Here is a 16629-nt window from a genome sequence, read left to right as displayed (position 1 = left end):
GTGCCTTCTCGTCCTGAGATTCTCGGGTCTGCGCTGCGCTTCGCCCGAGACTGACGGCTTTCGTAAATGGATCATCAGGCTTTGGACACAGCCTATCTGAGCACACCCAAGGACAAGGATGGCGCCGCTGCCCCGCTGGTGGCGGTCCGGCAGGTCTCGAAGCGCTTCGCCAACGGCACGCTCGCCGTCCGCGATGTCGATCTCGAACTCGGGGCAGGGCAGTTCATCAGCCTGCTCGGCCCCTCCGGCTGCGGAAAGTCGACGCTGCTGCGCATGATCGCGGGCCTCGGCGCGCCGAGTTCGGGCACGATCACCTGGTCCGGTGAAACGGGTGCCGCGCAGGGAAGTGCCGGCCATGGTGCGCGCGATCTCGGCTTCGTCTTCCAGGATCCGACGCTGATGCCCTGGGCGAACGCGCTGGCCAACGTCATGCTGCCGCTGAAGCTCAAGGGCGTCCCGCGGGCAGAAGCCGAGGCGCGCGCGGCCGAGATGCTGGCGCTGGTCGGACTCAAGGGCTTCGAGAAATCCTATCCGCGCGAACTCTCGGGCGGCATGAAGATGCGCGTCTCGATCGCCCGTGCGCTGGTGATGCGCCCGAAGATCCTGCTGATGGACGAGCCTTTCGCGGCGCTCGACGAGATTACCCGGCACCGCCTCAACGACGACCTGCTGGAACTCTGGTGGCGCGAGCGCTTCACAGCCGTCTTCGTCACCCATTCGGTGTTCGAGTCGGTCTATCTCTCGCAGCGGATCGTGGTGATGGCAGCCAGGCCGGGCCGGGTCATGGCGGACCTGTCCGTCGAGGCTGACTATCCGCGCGACGAACTCTTCCGAACCTCCGGCGAATACGCCCATCTCTGCCGCGTCGCCTCCACCAAGCTCAAGGAGGCGATTGGCCGATGAGCGCGCCCGTCGAAACGCTGGTGTCGGACGGCACCGACGCGCAGGCGCTGCCCGTGGCCGCGGCCGAGGCACGCATTCTCGGCCTGCCGGTCAGCGTCTGGCCGCGTATCCTCGCCCCGCTCGCGATCGGTGTGATCGTACTGGCAATCTGGGAATCCGCGGTCCGCTGGAACGAGATTCCGTCCTATGTCCTGCCCGGGCCGATCCTGGTCGGCCAGACGCTGGTCGCGGACTGGGGCACGCTCTCCGGCTCGCTCTGGGTAACGCTGAAGATCACCTTCATGGCGCTGGCCGCGGCGATCGTCGTTGGCGTCACGCTCGCCGTTCTGTTCAGCCAGTCGAAATGGCTGGAGATGGCGCTTTTGCCCTATGCGGTGATCCTGCAGGTCACGCCGATCGTCGCCATCGCCCCGCTGATCATCATCTGGGCCAATGATATCGACCTGTCGCTGCTGATCTGCGCCTGGATCGTCGCCTTCTTCCCGATCCTGTCCAACACCATACTCGGGCTGAATTCGGCCGACCATAACCTCGTCAACCTGTTCGAACTCTACGGCGCCTCGCGCTGGCAGACGATGCGCTATCTCAAGCTTCCCGCGGCTTTGCCCTATTTCCTGGCGGGGCTGAAGATCTCGGGCGGCCTCGCGCTGATCGGCGCTGTCGTGGCGGAGTTCGTCGCGGGGACGGGCGGCAGTGCCTCGGGCCTGGCCTATCGCATCCTGGAGGCGGGCTATCAGCTCAAGATCCCGCGCGTCTTCGCAGCCCTGGTCATGATCTCGCTGTCGGGCATCGCGATCTTTCTTGCGACGAGCCTGATTTCGTACCTGCTGCTGCACCGCTGGCACGAAAGCGCGATCCGGCGCGAGAACTGACGCCGGTCTGCCAGATAAGCCGTCGGATTCCGGCTGTCATTGCATGGAGCGTGGCTTCCGAGCCTTGCTCGCAATCACGCGCAGCTCCGCTAGACGAAATAGGCGAGCTTGCGGTCGGCCTGCAGCGCGTCGATCTCGCGCAGGCCGGCCTCCGAATAGCCGGCGGCGACGCGCTGCGGTTCGGGTGGAGCGGCGACCGGCTCCTCGAAGGAGAGGTCGTCGTCGAGGAGATGCACGGTTCCGATGCGGGTCTCCGGAGCGGCCTGGTCGTTGAGCTGGTACGGAGCTGACGGCTCGTCTGATGCGGCAGCGCTTGCATCGCGATAGCTTCGGCGCGCCATCGGCCGGGACGGCGCCGCCGTCATGCCTTGCTCGGCGGCCGCGGCCATGATCTCGAAGCTGGTGCTCGGCTCTCGCGAAATCTCGCCGAAGGCGCGCAGGCTTGAATCCAGCATGGCGATGGTGTCGGAAATCTTGTCGATCCGCTGGACGAGCCCGTCGACGACGGCGATCGCGGTCGAGATATCGGCAGAGTGCTGATCGAGCTTGTCGCAGAGCCCCTCGTCGGCGCCGGCTTCGCGCAGTTCCCAGGCCGCCTCCTGGATGTTTTCCGTGGCGGCGATAACGGTGCCGGCCGCCTGTTCGATCCGGACGGCGAGCCCCGACGAACGTATGTCAGCCTTGCCGCTCACGCGCTCCAGGTCGCTGCGCAGATCGCTGATCAGGGCAGCGGCTTCGATCAGGTTGGTTTCGCGGCTGGTCTCCTGCACGCCGAGCCCGACGACGCGCTCGATCCGGTGGATTGCACCGAGCAGTTGGAGCGTATCGGCCTGGCGGTTGCGCTTGGCGTATTCCGTCATGAACCAGCGGCCGCGCGACGTCTCCATGACCGCGGCTTCAATCGCCTCGTAGTCAGCCTGGCTCAGCGGTGTCAGCGAGCGCGGTTCGCCCATGACCATTCTGCCTTCGGTGGACCGGCCGAATCAGCGGCGGTCGGGATGTTCAGGGAGCGAGGCTGCTCCACGATTGCTTAAGAAATTGCTGCATCCGGCGGCGCCGTGAGCCGGGCTCTCGGGGAAACGCCCAATTCTATGGCCCTTTGGCAACGCTTTCCGGCGGAAGCGCCCCGGACGTTGCCCTGTGCTTGCCAAGTGCCCTGGTCACGGCAATACAGGGTTGAAGGGGTAGATTTCGGCGCGAGAGACCGGTGTTGCGCAGCCGCGAGGCTGTCCCGGGCAGGGCAAGGGACGTCACAGCGACATGGCGAGCGTTGATACCGCCGAACCGCAGGCGACCATCCGCTCCGATGCCGGGACGGTCGCGGTGGCGCTTGCCGGTTCCTGGAGCGCCGATCGTGCTCCGCGCATCGAAGAGCTGACCGCGGAGATCGTCCAGCATCTGCCGCAGGCCCGACATGTCCGGATCGATCTCTCCGGCGTCACCCGTCTCGATACGCTCGGCGCCTATGTCCTCAACCGCCTGAAGGCGCGCCGGGCGCGGGATGGCGCAGCCATCGAAATCGTCAGCGACAAGCCCGAGCACACCATCCTGCTCGCGGAGGTCCACGTCCATGACAAGGATCAGCAGGCGCCGCATCGGCATTTCCGCGTGGTCGACATCCTGGTCGATATCGGCGAGGCGATCGTGCGCTTCGGCCGCGACATGGTCGGCGGCGCCATGTTCCTTGGCGAGGTTGTGGTTGGCTCCATCGGCGTCGTCCTTGGTCCGCGCAAGTTCCGTGGGCCGTCTCTCGTCAATCAGATCGAGCTGATCGCCTTCAACGGCGCGCCGATCATCATGCTGATCTCGTTCCTTGTCGGGTGCATCGTCGCGCAGCAGGGCATCTTCCAGCTTCAGCAGTTCGGCGCCGCGGCTTTCGTGGTCAACCTGACCGGCATCCTGATCCTGCGCGAGCTCGCCGTGCTCCTGACGTCGATCATGATCGCCGGCCGCTCCGGCTCGGCTTTCACTGCCGAGATCGGCTCGATGAAGATGCGCGAGGAGATCGACGCCCTGCGCGTGATGGGTCTCGATCCGATCGAGGTGCTGGTCGTGCCGCGCATTCTCGCCCTGATCATCTCGCTGCCGATCCTGACCTTCATCTCGGCCATGGCCGGCCTCGTCGGCGCCGGCCTCGTCGCCTGGCTCTACGGCGGTATCGGCGTCGATACCTTTCTCGCCCGGCTGCAGTCGGTGATCACCTGGAAGCACTTCGCCGTCGGCCTGATCAAGGCGCCCTTCATGGCCTTCGTCATCGGGCTGATCGCTTCGATCGAGGGGCTGGCGGTCCAGGGCTCGGCGGAGTCGCTCGGCCGCCAGGTCACGGCTTCGGTGGTGAAGGCGATCTTCATGGTCATCGTCGTCGACGGTCTTTTCGCCATGTTCTTCGCGTCGATCGAGTTCTGACGATGGCTTTCTCCGGCAAATCTCCGGTGCATGCGGCGCAGCCGGGTTCACCCGCGGCCGAACCGCAGGCGGACGAGGCCGACGCGGTGATCCGGGTGCGCAACCTCAAGGTCGCCTTCGGTGAGAAGGTGATCATGGACGGGCTCGATCTCGACGTGATGCGCGGCGAGATCCTCGGCTTCGTCGGCGGTTCGGGGCAGGGCAAATCCGTGCTGACCCGCACGATCCTCGGCCTGGTCCAGAAGGCGCGGGGAACCATCGAGGTCTTCGGCGAGAACGTCGATACGCTGACGCCGCAGCGCCGCCGCGTGCTCGAGCGCCGCTCCGGCGTTATGTTCCAGCAGGGCGCGCTGTTCTCGGCGCTGACAGTGAAGCAGAATATCCAGGTGCCGATGCGCGAATATCTGCATCTCTCGCCCGATCTGCTCGACGAACTGGCGATGGTGAAGCTCGATCTCGTCGGCCTGCCGCTCGACGCCGCCGACAAGGCTCCCTCCGAGCTTTCGGGCGGCATGATCAAGCGGGCAGCGCTCGCCCGGGCGCTTGCGCTAGACCCTGAGATCGTCTTCCTCGACGAGCCGACATCGGGGCTGGACCCGATCGGCGCGGCCGAGTTCGACGACCTCATCATGACGCTGAAGAAGACTCTCGGGCTCACCGTCTTCATGGTGACCCATGATCTCGACAGCCTGTATCATGCCTGCGACCGAATCGCCGCGCTGGCGGACAAGAAGGTGATCGCGGTTGGCCCGCTTGGGACGATGTTGGCCTCGGAGCATCCGTGGCTGAAGGCGTATTTCGGTGGCGAGCGCGCCATGGCCCGGCTGCCGGCCGGGGAACGGGAACGAAACGACTAGGCATGGAATCGCGCGCCAATTACGCACTCGTCGGTCTCTTCACGCTCGCGGTCCTGGCTGCGGCCTTCGGCTTCGTCTACTGGTTCAACAGCGGCGGGTCAGGGCGCAGGGAGAGCGTCCGGGTCATCTTCACCGGCACGGTGACCGGCCTCGGCCGTGGGTCGAGCGTGCTGTTCAACGGCCTGCGCGTCGGCGAGGTCACCAGTATCGAGCTGCAGCCGGACGATCCACGCCGCATCTACGCCGTCATCCAGGTCGCCAGCACGACGCCGTTGCGCGAGGACACCCGCGCCCGCATCGAGGCGCAGGGCCTGGCCGGCGTGGTCGCCTTGCAGCTCATCGGCGGCGCTCCGGACGCTCCGGTCCTCACCGCCAAGCCTGGCGAGCCGATGCCGACGATCATCGCCGAGCGCTCGGAGCTGCAGGACATCATCGAGACCGTGCGCAACGTCGCGCAGAAGGCCGACACGATGCTCACCTCGCTCGACGGGCTGATCAAGCAGAATGCCGGTCCGCTCAACAACACCGTCCGCAATGTCGAGAAGTTCTCGGAGGCCCTGGGCAAGAACTCCGACGGGCTCGACAAGCTGATGGCCGGCTTCAGCAATATCGCCGAGACGATTCAACCGCTCTCGCAGCGGCTTCAGACACTGAGTGAGGAGCTGACCGGGGTGGTGCGCTCGGTCGATCGGCAGAAGGTCGCGGCCATCATCGAGAACATCGACAAGTTCACGGGCGCGCTCGGCGGTTCGAGCGCCGACGTTGCGAAGGTCGTCAAGGACGCCGCCTCGATCTCCGCCAAGCTCGACAAGGCGGCCGACCAGATCGAGGGCGTATTGAAGGCGGCGCAAGGCTTCCTCAACGCCGGCTCGGGCGGGGAGGGGCGCAGCGCCTTCCAGGAGGTCGCCGACGCCGCCAAATCGATGCGCGTGCTCGCCGACAATCTCGACAAGCGCACCGCCGAGATCACGGCCGGTATCACCCGCTTCACTGGGCCGGGGCTGCGAGATGTCGAAAGCCTGGCCGCGGACGGCAAGAAGACCCTGACCGAAATCAACCGGACATTGCGCAATTTCGAGCGCAACCCGCAGCAACTCATCTTCGGCGGCAAGCCGCCGCTCCCGCAATACAATGGATCCCGCTAAGCGATGACGATCGAGGCAGCGCTCTTCCCGGCGACGAAGGCTCGCCTCACGGCCCTCATGCTGGCGGCCGGCGCCATGCTTGCGGGCTGCGGCGGTACGACGCCGACGACCTTCGACCTCTCGGCGCCGAGCGGCTTCGGCAAGGTCGGAGGCTCGCGTGCTGTGATGGTCGTGGCCGAGCCGACCACGGTGCAGGCGCTCGATTCCGACCGGGTCATCGTCAGGGATACGAGCGGGGCCCTTTCCTTCGTCGGCGGGGCGCAGTGGGCCGACCGTATCCCCGCGCTGGTGCAGGCACGGCTCATCCAGACCTTCGAGAACGCCAGCCGTATCGGCTCCGTTTCGGCGCCCGGCCAACGCATTCAGCCTGACGTGCTGCTCAACACCAACATCCGCAGCTTCAACATCGATGCCGCAAGCGGGACGGCGGTGGTTGAGATCACGGCCCGCATCGTCGGCGATCAGAGCGGCAAGATCCAGCGCGCACGCCTGTTCTCCGCCCGCGTGCCGGCCAGCTCGGTCGACGGAGCGGGCGCGGCGCAGGCGCTCGACCGGGCGCTTTCGCAGGTGCTGATCGAGATCGTGCGCTGGGCGCGTTGAGGCGATCCTCGGCTCGCCTGGAGTGAGCCGCCGACATCCTGCGCAGACCCTTCCAATGCAGAAAGGCCGCCCTCTCGGGCGGCCTTTCTCGTTCCAGTCCGCAGGGATGCGGCAGCTTACTCGAAGCGGCCGCTGGCATGCGCCAGCATGGTGTAGACCTTGCCGGTTTCCGAGGTCAGGTAGGTTTTGGCCACCATCGAGTCTCGGTCGTCCTTGGCCGCTTCGCCGAGCAGGCGCTCGAACTCGTCGATGTAGCGGTCGACCGTCTCCTTGAACTCCGGGTCGCGCCGGTACTTGCGGCGGATGTCGTCGAAGGTCTGCTGACCCTGGAGCGTGTAGAGCCGGCGGGTGAAGACGTTGCGCTCGCCGCGCTTGTAGCGATCCCACAGCTCGACGGCGGCGTCATGGTCGATCATCCGCGCGATATCGACGGAGAGCGAGTCGAGCTTCTCGATCGAATGGGTCGTCGGCTTGCTGGGTTCCGGCTGCTTGTCCTCGCGCGAGGCGCGGCTGAGCAGGTCCGAGAGCCAGCCGGCCTTGGCGGGCTGCTGCGTCGTCGCCTCGGGCTGCCGGCGAGCGGCCTCCTGAGCCGGAGCCGGGCGGCTCGGCGCAGGAGTGGGCTCGCTGCGGGGCTCCGCGCGAGGCGTGGCGGCGCGCGCCGTCTCGGCCGAGGCATCGAGCGAGGGGCGCAGCAGAGGTTCCGCGGCCGCCGGCTTCGGCTGCGGCGCCGGCGTGAAGGCCGGAGCCGACTGCGGGGCCGGGGCAGGGGCGGCGGCGACCGTGGCCTTGCGGCTGACGACGGCATCGATCGGCAGCGAGACGTCGCCGCGCCGGCCGGAACGCGTCACGATCTCGGTGAGATCGTTCAGCGCCTTGATCTGCTCGGCCACGACACGGCGCATGGCAGAGGTCGATTCCTTTGCCTCCTGCGGCAGCTCGAGCACGCCGCGCTTCATTTCCGCCCGCGTTGCCTCCAGCTCGCGCTGGATGTCGCCGGTGATGCCGCGCATGTCCTGCGCCGCCTTCTGGAAGCGGTCGGTCACCTTGGCGAGCTCGCCGCTGATCTCGGTCGAGACCTGGGCATAGGCCGAGCGCAGGGCTTCCGCCGTGAGCTCGCGCTCCTTGCCGGTCGCAGCGCGGATCGTCTCGAACTGCTGGGCGATGGCGCTCGTCGTCGATTCGGCGGAGTCGGAGAGCACGGTGCCGATCTGGCGGGCCCGCGCCTCGGCGCTGCCAAGCGACTCGTCGATCAGCGAGGCGAAGGAGCGGGTGATCGCCTCGACATCATCGGTGCGGTTGGCGATCAGCCCATGGAGCTGCTCCAGCGCATCGCGGCGCTCGGCCAGCGCCTTGCCGACGCGGGCTTCGATCTGCTCGAGACGGCCGGCAACGGCGTTGAGCGCCGCGGAGCTGGCCTGCGTCGCCTCGCTGAGCGAGGTGCCGCGATCGTCGAGCTGCCCGATCAGCGCCGTCGTCTCGCGCAGCGTGCCTTCCGAGAAGCTCTTCAGCTCGGCGATCTGCGCCGTGACCTGCTGCGAGGCGTTGCCGGCCTCCGTCATCACGGTGCCGATCACGTTCTGCAGCTCGCCGACGCGGGTCGACAGGCTGTTCTCGACGGCGGCCAGGTTCTTGTTCGCGCCGTTGACGATCTGCTGCATCAGCTTGTTGGCTTCGCCGAGGCGTCCGAGCATGCCGCCCAGCTCCTCGCGCAGCTGCTCGTTCGTGCCGACCAGTGCCTCGACCGACTGCTTCGAGCCGGCTTCGAGCGTCTCGCGCAGCGCGTTGGACGAGGCCTCGACCGCATTGGCGATGGCCGCGCCGCGGTCTCGCAGCCCGGCGACGATGGCGTTGCCGCGGCTTTCGAGCGCACGCACCACCGATTCGCCGACCGTGGCGAACTCGGCAGCCAGCGCTTCACCACGCTCATTCAACGCCTCGACGGCACCATTGCCCTTGGCGTCGAAGACTGCGCGCAGCGCCTCGACCCGTTCGTCGAGCGACTGGGTCAGCGTTTCGCCCTGCTGCCCGAGGGCCGTCACGAGACCGGTGCCCTTCGCATCGAAGACCGCGCGCAGCGTCTCGACGCGCTCGTCGAGCGACTGGGTGATCGTCTCGCCCTGGCGGCCGAGCACCTCGACGAGGCCGTGGCCCTTGGCGTCGAATGCGGTCCGCAGCGCGTCCGTCTGCTCCTCCAGGGAGTGCGCGATTGCCACACCCTGGCGTTCGAGCGCGGTGACGATGCCGCTGCCCTGATCTTCGAAGATCGTGCGCAACTGCTCGGCCCGCTGGTCGAGCGCGCCGGAGATGGCGTCGCCGCGGCGGCCGAGCGCGGCCACGATGCCGAGTCCACGGTCGTCGAACAGCGTGCGCAGCTGCTCGGCCCGCTCGGTGAGCGCGGCCGCAATGGCTTCGCTCTGCTGGGCGAGCGACGAGACCATGCCGTTGCCCTGGTTGTCAAAGAGCGCACGCAGCTCTTGCGCCCGCTCGGACAATGTTGCCGCGATGGCCTCGGAGCGTCCCTGCAGCGTCGTCGCGATTTCATCGCCACGGCTGTCGAGCGTGTGCGAGACGGTGTCCAGCCGGTTGACGACGCGCTCCTCGAAGCGCGCGACGCTCTGGTCGAGCGTGTCGGCGATCTGCAGGGCGCGGCCACCGAGCGTGGCGTTGATGCTGTCGGCCTTGTCGCTGAGCGTGCGGGTCAGCGACTCGCTCTTCGAGGTGACGACCTCGCCGATCTCGTCCGCCTTTGCCGCGAGCRCCCGGGTGACCTCGCGGCCGCCCTCGGCCAGGACGCGGGCGATGTCGACCGTGCGCTCCACCAGCGCCTCGTTGAGGGCCGTGGCCCGCGAGCCGAGGCTGCCGTCGATGCGGGCGATCAGGCTGTCGAGCGTGCCGGCGATCTCGGCGCTCTTGGCGCCCGAGCGGTCCTCGAACAGCTTGATCTGGCCTTCCATCGCGTCCGCCGCCTCGCGGGTGCGGCTGGCGAGGAGTTCGGCGGCTTCGAGGGCGCGCGTGCCGACCTTGTCGGCCAGCGAGACGCCGTCCTCGGAGATCAGCTTCTCGACCTGGGCGATGCCGCTGTGCAGCGCTTCGGTCAGATCGCGGGCATCGCCCGAGATCTTGGCGGTGAGCGCACCGCCCTGGATGAGGATCAGGTCCTCGAAGGCGCTCAGGCGTGCGCCGAGCGCCGTCTCGACTTCGCGGCCCTGCGTGTCGAAGAGCGTGGCGAGGGCCGACAGGCGGGCGCCGAGCGCGGTGTCGATATCGCGGCCCTGCGTGTCGAACAGCGTGGACAGCGACGCCATGCGCGAGCCGAGAGCGGTCTCGATCTCCCGGCCACGCTCGTCGAAGAGGCGGGTCAGCGCGTCGTGGCGCACCGCCAAGGCTTCGGTCAGAGCCTGGGCGCGGCCCTCGACCGAGCGCAGCATCGACTCGGCGTTGGCGGAAAGGGCTTCGTTGACACGTCCGCCCTGCTGGGTGAGCGCCATCACGATCTCGCGGCCGGTGCCGGCGAGCATGGTGCGCGCGTCCTCGGCATGGACCGTGAAGGTGTCGCGCAGGCCCTGCGTCGCCTCGACGACGCGGTCGGCGACATGGCGGCCGTCGACATTGATCGTCTCGGTGAGCGTGCGGGTCGCCTCGGTCATGCGGTGGGCCAGATCCTCGCTCTGCTCGCCGAGCAGGGTGTGGACCTCGCGGCCGGCGTTGACGAGGTCGCGGACCATCGTCTCGCGCTGCTCGCCGAGCAGGGCGCCGACCTTGTCGCCGGTCTCGCCGATGCTGGCGAGGAAACCTGTCTGCTGCTGCTCCAGCGCGTTCTGCGCGGCTTCGACGCTGCCGGTGATGCGCTGGGCGAGCACCATGCCGCGCTCTTCCAGCTTCTGGTCGATGCTCTCGCCGGTTTCGGCGAGGCGGGAGATCAGCGCGTTGCTGCGCTCGGCCAGGATGCCGTGCACGGAACGGCCGACATCGGCGACGCGGCTCGCCAGAGCCTGGCTCTCGCTGCCGAGCAGATCCTTGATCTCGAGGCCTGCCTGCGAAACCTTCACGGTCATCGCGCCGGCCTGCTCTTCCAGCAGGGCGCTGACGCGCATACCGGTCTCGGAGAGGCCGGAGATCAGGCGCTCGCTCTGGCTGCCGACGACATTGCCGACATCCTGACCGGCCTGGGTCAGGCGGCCGACGAGCAGGTCGCTCTCGTCGCGCAGGCGGGTCTCGACGGTATTGACGGCACCCGACACGCTGGCGACCAGCGCCTCGCTGCGCTCCGAGAGCAGCCGGGCGACATCCGCGCCGGCATCGGAGACACGGGCGACCGTAGCATCGCCTTGTTCACCCATGAGCGCGGTCAGATTGCGGCTGGCTTCGGAGACATTGGCGACGGCCGCTTCGCTGCGTTCCACGAGCAGGCGCGCCAGCTCGCTGCCGGCATCGGAGACACGGGCGACCGTGGCATCGCCTTGTTCGCCCATGAGCGCGGTCAGATTGCGGCTGGCCTCGGAGACATTGGCGACGGCCGCTTCGCTGCGTTCCACGAGCAGGCGCGCCAGCTCGCTGCCGGCTTCCGAGACGCGGGCGACAGCGGAGCCGCTCTGCTGGCCGACGAGATTGGCGAGTTCGTTGCCGGCGCCGGAAACGCGCTCGACGAGTTTCTCCGCCTGCTGGTCGAGCAGTGCGTGCACGGTCTCACCGGTTTCGCCGAGACGATCGACCAGCTTGCCGGCCTGCTCGGTGAACAGGCCGTGCACCTGGCCGGCAACGTCGGTGATGCGGCTCGTCAGGCTGTCGCCATGCTTCTCGACGGCGTTGCTCAGCGTCTCGCCGGCGTCGTTGACACGCAGGATGATCGCCTCGCTGCGCTCGCGCAGCACGTCGTCGACGGTTCGCGCGGTGTCGTTGAGACGGCCGACCAGCGTGTCGCCATGCGTGCCGATGAGGGCATGGACGCTCTCGCCGACCTGGGTGAGCCGGCTGGCGATCGCTTCGTTCTGGCGGCTGAGCAGGCTGTTGACCCCGCGGCCGACCTCGGCGAGGCGGACGGTGACGCTCTCGCCCTCGTCGGAGAGCGCGCTGCGCAGAGCTTCGCCGGACTCCGACAGACGCTTCTGCAGGGCTTCGCTCTGGCTTTCGATCAGCGCGACCATGTTGCGGCTGCTGGTCTCGAAGCGCTCCGCCGCCTCGGTCCCGCGGGCGGAGATATCCTTGGCCAGCGTCTCGCCGGTGCTCTTCAGCGTCTCGTTGACGACATCGACGCGGGCGGTCAGCGACTCCGCGACCTGCATGCCGGTCTCGCTGATGGCACGGGTGACGCCCTGTGCGCTGGCGGTCAGACCGTCAGTCAGCGAGGCGCCGGTGCGCTCCAGCGAGCCGGCGATCTCCTTGGCGCGACCGTCGAGCATGGTCGAAAGATTGTCGCTGGCGCCGGCCAGCCGCTCTGAGACCTCGCCCGAGGTCACCTGAAGTCGCTCGACGAGATCATGTCCGCGGCCGCTGATCTCCTCGACCATCCGTTCGCCGGCCCGGCCGAGCGCCTGGGTGATCTGGTCGCCCTTGGCGCTGAGGGAGCCGGTGACGCGGTCGCCGGCCTGCGTGACCGCCTCGGCGATGACGCGGCTGGCGCTGTCGAGATCCTTGGCGAGGCCGTCATGAGCGCCGCTGATCGCGAGCTTGACGCGCTCGGCATTGCCGACCACCGCCTCGCGCTGGGTGACGAGTTCGTCGATCAGCGAGCGCAGCCGGATCTCGTTGTCGGCATAGGCGCGCTCGAGCGTCGAGATCTCGCCGCGCACGATCGTCTCCAATTCGCCGGCGCGCGCCACGGCGCGCTCGATGCCGTCGCCCATGGCGGCGACCTCGCGGCGGATGGTCTGGCTGAGCGACAGGACGGAATCCGCCCCTGCGACCTCGGGCTCGGCGAGGCGCAGCGCGACCTCGGTCATCGCGCGCGAGATCAGGCGCATCTCCTGGGTACGACGATAGAGCGCCGCCAGGACGAAGAAGAATACGACCGGCGCACCGATCGAGAGCGCGAGCAGCGTCCATTCGCCGATGCCGAAATTGGCGACCGGCTCGGGGAGGCCATTGCTGAACGAGCCGTAGCGGCCGAACAGCACGAAGGCGGCGCCGCCCAGCCAGGCGATAGAGGCAAGCGCAGCGAACCAATAGGGTTTGCGCGACGGGCGCACGGCGAAGGCCTGCACCAGGGAACTGGAATCGCGGCGGTCGTCATTGGCGACGCGCGTCGTGTCGGGCGCAAGCACGGCGCTGGCGCGCGGCTGCGCCGGGGGAGGGGGTACGGGCGCGGGCTGCGCCGCGGCCGGCGCAGGCTCGACGCGTGGCAATTCGAGCTTGAGATCGCTGTCGCTGGTGGCGGGAAGCCGTGGCTCGGCGCTGACCGGCGTTTCCGTCTCGCCTTTGGCGATGTCGGATTGGGGCTGGTCGAGTCGAAGCGCCTCCTCGATCGCCGACATCGCAGCTTCAGTGGGATCCTGGAGCTTCTTGGGTCGATTCATCGTTGCCGCCTCGCCACGCTACTGACGATGGACGCGAAAGCCCGTCCCCGTCGCCCCTTGCCGCCTCTGGCCGGGATGATCGGAGACACTGCGCCCATCATTTACCAATTGGAAGGGTAGTGGAGCCCCGGACCCTTGGAAACCCATTTGAGTGCTCGATTCACAAACGTCGTTAACGCCTCGTTCACCATCGGGGCGCTTCTTGGAGCGGGTGCGATCGCCCATGTGGCGGTTCGATATTCACGAGTTGCCCATGCCCCAGAATGCGATCGATACAGAGCATCTTCACCGCCAGACCGGCGGCGATCATGAGCTTGAGCGCGAATTGCTGACCCTGTTCGCCCAGCAGTGCGTCGTGCATCTGCGCACCATCCACGGCAGCGCCGACAGGCAGGCCCGCATGGACGCGGCCCATACCCTGAAGGGCGCAGCCCGCGCCATTGGCGCCTGGCAGGTCGCCGAAGCGGCCGACCGGATCGAGCACGGTCTCGGCGACGCGGAGGCGCGCTTGGCCGACAACGCCCTGGACGAGCTGGCGCTGGCCGCCGCGGAGGCACGGGCCGTGATCGCGCGCTTCGACTGTGCGGCCTGATCGGGGCGCTGCGGCGCAAAACCCCGTTCCTTGCCGCTTTGAAATGCTCTAAGCGGGGCCGTCATCGCCCCGCCGGAGTCTCTTATGCCGAACATCACCTTCATCGACGCTCACGGAGAAAGCCGCACCGTCGAGGGCGACACGGGCTCCACGGTGATGGAGACGGCGATCCGCAACGCGATTCCCGGCATCGAGGCCGAATGCGGCGGCGCCTGCGCCTGCGCCACCTGCCATGTCTATGTCGACGATGCCTGGATGGGAGCGGTTGGGCACGCCGAGCCGATGGAAGAGGACATGCTGGACTTCGCCTTCGACGTCCGTCCGACCTCGCGCCTCTCCTGCCAGATCCGGATCAGGGACGACCTCGACGGGCTGGTCGTGCGCACCCCCGCGCGCCAGGGCTGAGCGCCGCTGACCGACGCGCGCCCGGCGCCCTGCCGCATCGCGCATTTTGCGCTGGATCATGGCGCGCGTGCTGGCAAACTCCAGAATGGTTCTGCAACCAGCCTTGGAGCATGCGATGTATAAGTCGATTCTGGTCCCCGTCGATCTCGCGGAGGCCGACCTTGCCAAGCCCGCGATCGCGGCTGCCGTATCCTTTGCCAAGGTGTCGGGCGGTGTGGTGCGGCTGGTCTATGTCCGCTCGCTGGTTCCCGTCACCTACATGGAATTCGTGCCGGCCGATTTCGATACCGAGCAGCAGCAGGATGCTGAAGCGAAGCTCGCCGAGATTGCGGCGAATGTAGACCTGCCCGCCGATCACGTCTCGGCCAAGGTGCTGATGGGCTCGGTCCATGGCGAGGTGTTGGCCGAGGCGGATGCCGCCGGCATCGACCTCATCGTCATCGGATCGCATGAGCCCGGCATGCTGGCCTATGTCATCGGCTCGAACGCCTCGGCTATCGTGCGCCGAGCCAAGTGCTCGGTGCTGGTGGTTCGCTGACCTTCAGCCCGCCCGGCCCGGAACAAGGCTGTCGGGTACCTCGCCGGTCGCGAGTTCGCGCGGCCGATTGAGGCTGACGAGCGGCCAGACCTGCCAGAACGAGGCGGCGATCAGCAGGACGCCAAGCAATCCGGCATTGGTCGCGCCCTGCTGGAAGGCCCGCAGCGAGAAGACGGTCAGCATCAGCAACGACAGCGCCCCGACCAGGGCGACACCGAGCCAGAGCGGCTTCGGCCGCCCGGCGACGAAGCGGGCGCGGGGATTGGCCCGCGCGATCGCAGCCGACAGTGCCGAGACGAAGCGGTGATAGCGCGCATCGTCGCGGTCGAGATCGGTCAGAGAGCGCCACGAGAGGTTGCCGAAGGTCACGGTCCGGCCATCGCTGAGCCGCAGCTGCGTCTTGTAGCCTTTGGACGAGATGTTGCCTGGCGCATAGACGAAGCGCACCTGCTCGACGGCGCTGAGCCTGATGCTGTCGACGCGGCGTGTCCGGTCGATCTCGAGGCTGTCGCCGACGAGCTCGTAGCTGATCTCGAACCCAACCGGCTTCGGCCGCTGGCGCCAGCTTGGGGGAGGGGTGTCGTCCAGCTCTTCGTTCATGATCGTCATCGTCAACGCGCCAGAACCCTCATGGCACCGTCCAGCCCGTCGAGCGTCAGCGGGAACATGCGCCCAGCCATCAGCCCGCCGATCTGCCGGATCGACTGGGTATAGTTCCACAGGTGCTGCTGCACCGGATTGAGCCAGACCGATTTAGGAAACCTGTTCACCAGCCTGTTCATCCAGACCTCGCCGGCCTCCTCGTTCCAGTGCTCGACCGAGCCGCCGGGCATCGCGATCTCGTAGGGACTCATCGAGGCATCCCCGACGAAGACGAGGCGGTAGTCGGAGGGGTAGGTGCGCAGAACGTCCCAGGTCGGGATGACCTGATCATGCCGGCGGCGGTTCTCCTTCCAGACGCGCTCATAAGGGCAGTTATGGAAGTAGAAGTGCTCGAAATGCTTGAACTCGGCTCGCGCCGCCGAGAACAGCTCCTCGGCCAGCTCGATATGCCAGTCCATCGAGCCGCCAACATCGAGGAAAAGCAGCACCTTCACGGCGTTGCGGCGCTCGGGCCTGAGCTTGACGTCGAGATAGCCGTGCTTGGCTGTCTCGCTGATCGTGTTGTCAAGGTCGAGCTCGTCGGCCGCTCCGGTGCGGGCGAAGCGGCGCAGCCGCCTCAGCGCGACGCGCAGGTTGCGCACGCCGAGCTCGCGCGTGTCGTCGAAATCCTTGAACTCGCGCTTGTCCCAGACCTTCACGGCCCGGAAGTTGCGGTTCTTGTCCTGGCCGATACGGATGCCTTCGGGATTGTAGCCATAGGCGCCATAGGGCGAGGTGCCGCCGGTCCCGATCCATTTGTTGCCGCCCTGGTGGCGGCCCTTCTGCTCCTCAAGCCGCTGTTTCAGCGTCTCCCAGAGCTTGTCCCAGCCCAGCGCGTCGATCTGCGCCTTTTCCTCGTCGGTCAGGAATTTCTCGGCAAGCTTGCGCAGCCATTCGTCGGGGATGGCTGCCTGCTCGATCGCCTGGCCCAGTGTCTCCATGCCCTTGAATACCTGAGCGAAGACCTGGTCGAACTTGTCGAGGTGGCGCTCGTCCTTCACCAGCGTGGCGCGAGCGAGGTAATAGAATTCGTCGACCTTGTGCTCGGCAAGGTCGGCCTCGACGCCTTCGAGCAGCGTCAGGTATTCGCGCAGGGTCACTGGGACCTTGGCGGCGCGCAGATCGGTGAAGAGGCGAAGGAACATGGAGCCAGCGTC

At 67.5% G+C, this 16629-nt stretch carries 13 protein-coding genes; 9 read left to right on the top strand and 4 right to left on the bottom strand.

Annotation, left to right across the window (positions count from 1 at the left end; genetic code table 11):
- Positions 1-66 precede the first annotated feature (66 nt).
- On the top strand, positions 67-903 hold the full coding sequence (locus AC1DIN_RS05720; RefSeq protein ID WP_476809005.1) for an ABC transporter ATP-binding protein: 837 nt from the start codon (positions 67-69) through the stop codon (positions 901-903).
- Entirely contained in the window at positions 900-1775 is an 876-nt protein-coding gene (locus tag AC1DIN_RS05715) for an ABC transporter permease (protein ID WP_441468669.1), read from the top strand. Before AC1DIN_RS05720 ends, AC1DIN_RS05715 begins: the two co-directional genes overlap by 4 nt.
- A gap of 89 nt (positions 1776-1864) precedes the next feature.
- Here AC1DIN_RS05715 and AC1DIN_RS05710 read toward each other — a convergent pair whose 3' ends face one another.
- Entirely contained in the window at positions 1865-2728 is an 864-nt protein-coding gene (locus AC1DIN_RS05710; protein ID WP_441468668.1) for a hypothetical protein, read from the bottom strand.
- Between the two features lie 307 nt (positions 2729-3035).
- Between AC1DIN_RS05710 and AC1DIN_RS05705 the strand changes: the two genes are divergently transcribed.
- The 4 genes from AC1DIN_RS05705 to AC1DIN_RS05690 are packed head-to-tail and all read left to right on the top strand — an operon-like array spanning position 3036 to position 6783.
- Positions 3036-4181, top strand: coding sequence for an MlaE family lipid ABC transporter permease subunit (locus AC1DIN_RS05705; protein ID WP_441468667.1), 1146 nt, complete (start codon positions 3036-3038; stop codon positions 4179-4181).
- 2 nt (positions 4182-4183) lie between these two features.
- On the top strand, positions 4184-5038 hold the full coding sequence (locus tag AC1DIN_RS05700) for an ABC transporter ATP-binding protein (RefSeq protein ID WP_476809004.1): 855 nt from the start codon (positions 4184-4186) through the stop codon (positions 5036-5038).
- 2 nt (positions 5039-5040) lie between these two features.
- Positions 5041-6183 (top strand): MlaD family protein, encoded by a 1143-nt coding sequence (locus tag AC1DIN_RS05695; RefSeq protein WP_441468665.1) that lies wholly within the window; start codon positions 5041-5043, stop codon positions 6181-6183.
- A gap of 3 nt (positions 6184-6186) precedes the next feature.
- Positions 6187-6783: an ABC-type transport auxiliary lipoprotein family protein gene (locus AC1DIN_RS05690; RefSeq protein ID WP_441468664.1), complete on the top strand. Its 597-nt coding sequence runs from the start codon at positions 6187-6189 to the stop codon at positions 6781-6783.
- A gap of 116 nt (positions 6784-6899) precedes the next feature.
- Here AC1DIN_RS05690 and AC1DIN_RS05685 read toward each other — a convergent pair whose 3' ends face one another.
- A complete protein-coding gene (locus AC1DIN_RS05685) occupies positions 6900-13295 on the bottom strand; it encodes an apolipoprotein A-IV repeat region-like domain-containing protein (protein ID WP_476809003.1) in 6396 nt (2131 codons plus the stop codon).
- A 223-nt stretch (positions 13296-13518) separates the two neighbouring features.
- Between AC1DIN_RS05685 and AC1DIN_RS05680 the strand changes: the two genes are divergently transcribed.
- The 3 genes from AC1DIN_RS05680 (at position 13519) to AC1DIN_RS05670 (ending at position 14830) form a co-directional block, all read left to right on the top strand.
- Positions 13519-13887: an Hpt domain-containing protein gene (locus tag AC1DIN_RS05680; protein ID WP_476809002.1), complete on the top strand. Its 369-nt coding sequence runs from the start codon at positions 13519-13521 to the stop codon at positions 13885-13887.
- Positions 13888-13971: 84 nt separating this feature from the next.
- The gene (locus tag AC1DIN_RS05675) at positions 13972-14292 is read left to right on the top strand and encodes a 2Fe-2S iron-sulfur cluster-binding protein (protein ID WP_441468661.1); all 321 of its coding nucleotides are present in this window, start codon (positions 13972-13974) and stop codon (positions 14290-14292) included.
- Between the two features lie 115 nt (positions 14293-14407).
- Positions 14408-14830 carry a universal stress protein gene (locus AC1DIN_RS05670; protein ID WP_441468660.1) on the top strand — a complete coding sequence of 141 codons (423 nt, stop codon included), beginning with the start codon at positions 14408-14410 and terminating at the stop codon, positions 14828-14830.
- Positions 14831-14833: 3 nt separating this feature from the next.
- Here the strand turns inward: AC1DIN_RS05670 and AC1DIN_RS05665 are convergent, their stop codons facing one another.
- Both AC1DIN_RS05665 and AC1DIN_RS05660 read right to left on the bottom strand, forming a co-directional pair.
- Positions 14834-15430 carry a hypothetical protein gene (locus AC1DIN_RS05665; protein WP_476809001.1) on the bottom strand — a complete coding sequence of 199 codons (597 nt, stop codon included), beginning with the start codon at positions 15428-15430 and terminating at the stop codon, positions 14834-14836.
- Positions 15431-15441: 11 nt separating this feature from the next.
- A complete protein-coding gene (locus tag AC1DIN_RS05660; protein WP_476809000.1) occupies positions 15442-16617 on the bottom strand; it encodes a vWA domain-containing protein in 1176 nt (391 codons plus the stop codon).
- Positions 16618-16629 lie beyond the last annotated feature (12 nt).

The sequence above is a fragment of the Allobosea sp. 05T438 genome, from assembly GCF_056396025.1.
The sequence above is the reverse complement of the archived record's forward strand: the minus strand, read 5'-3'. Positions and strand labels throughout refer to the sequence as shown.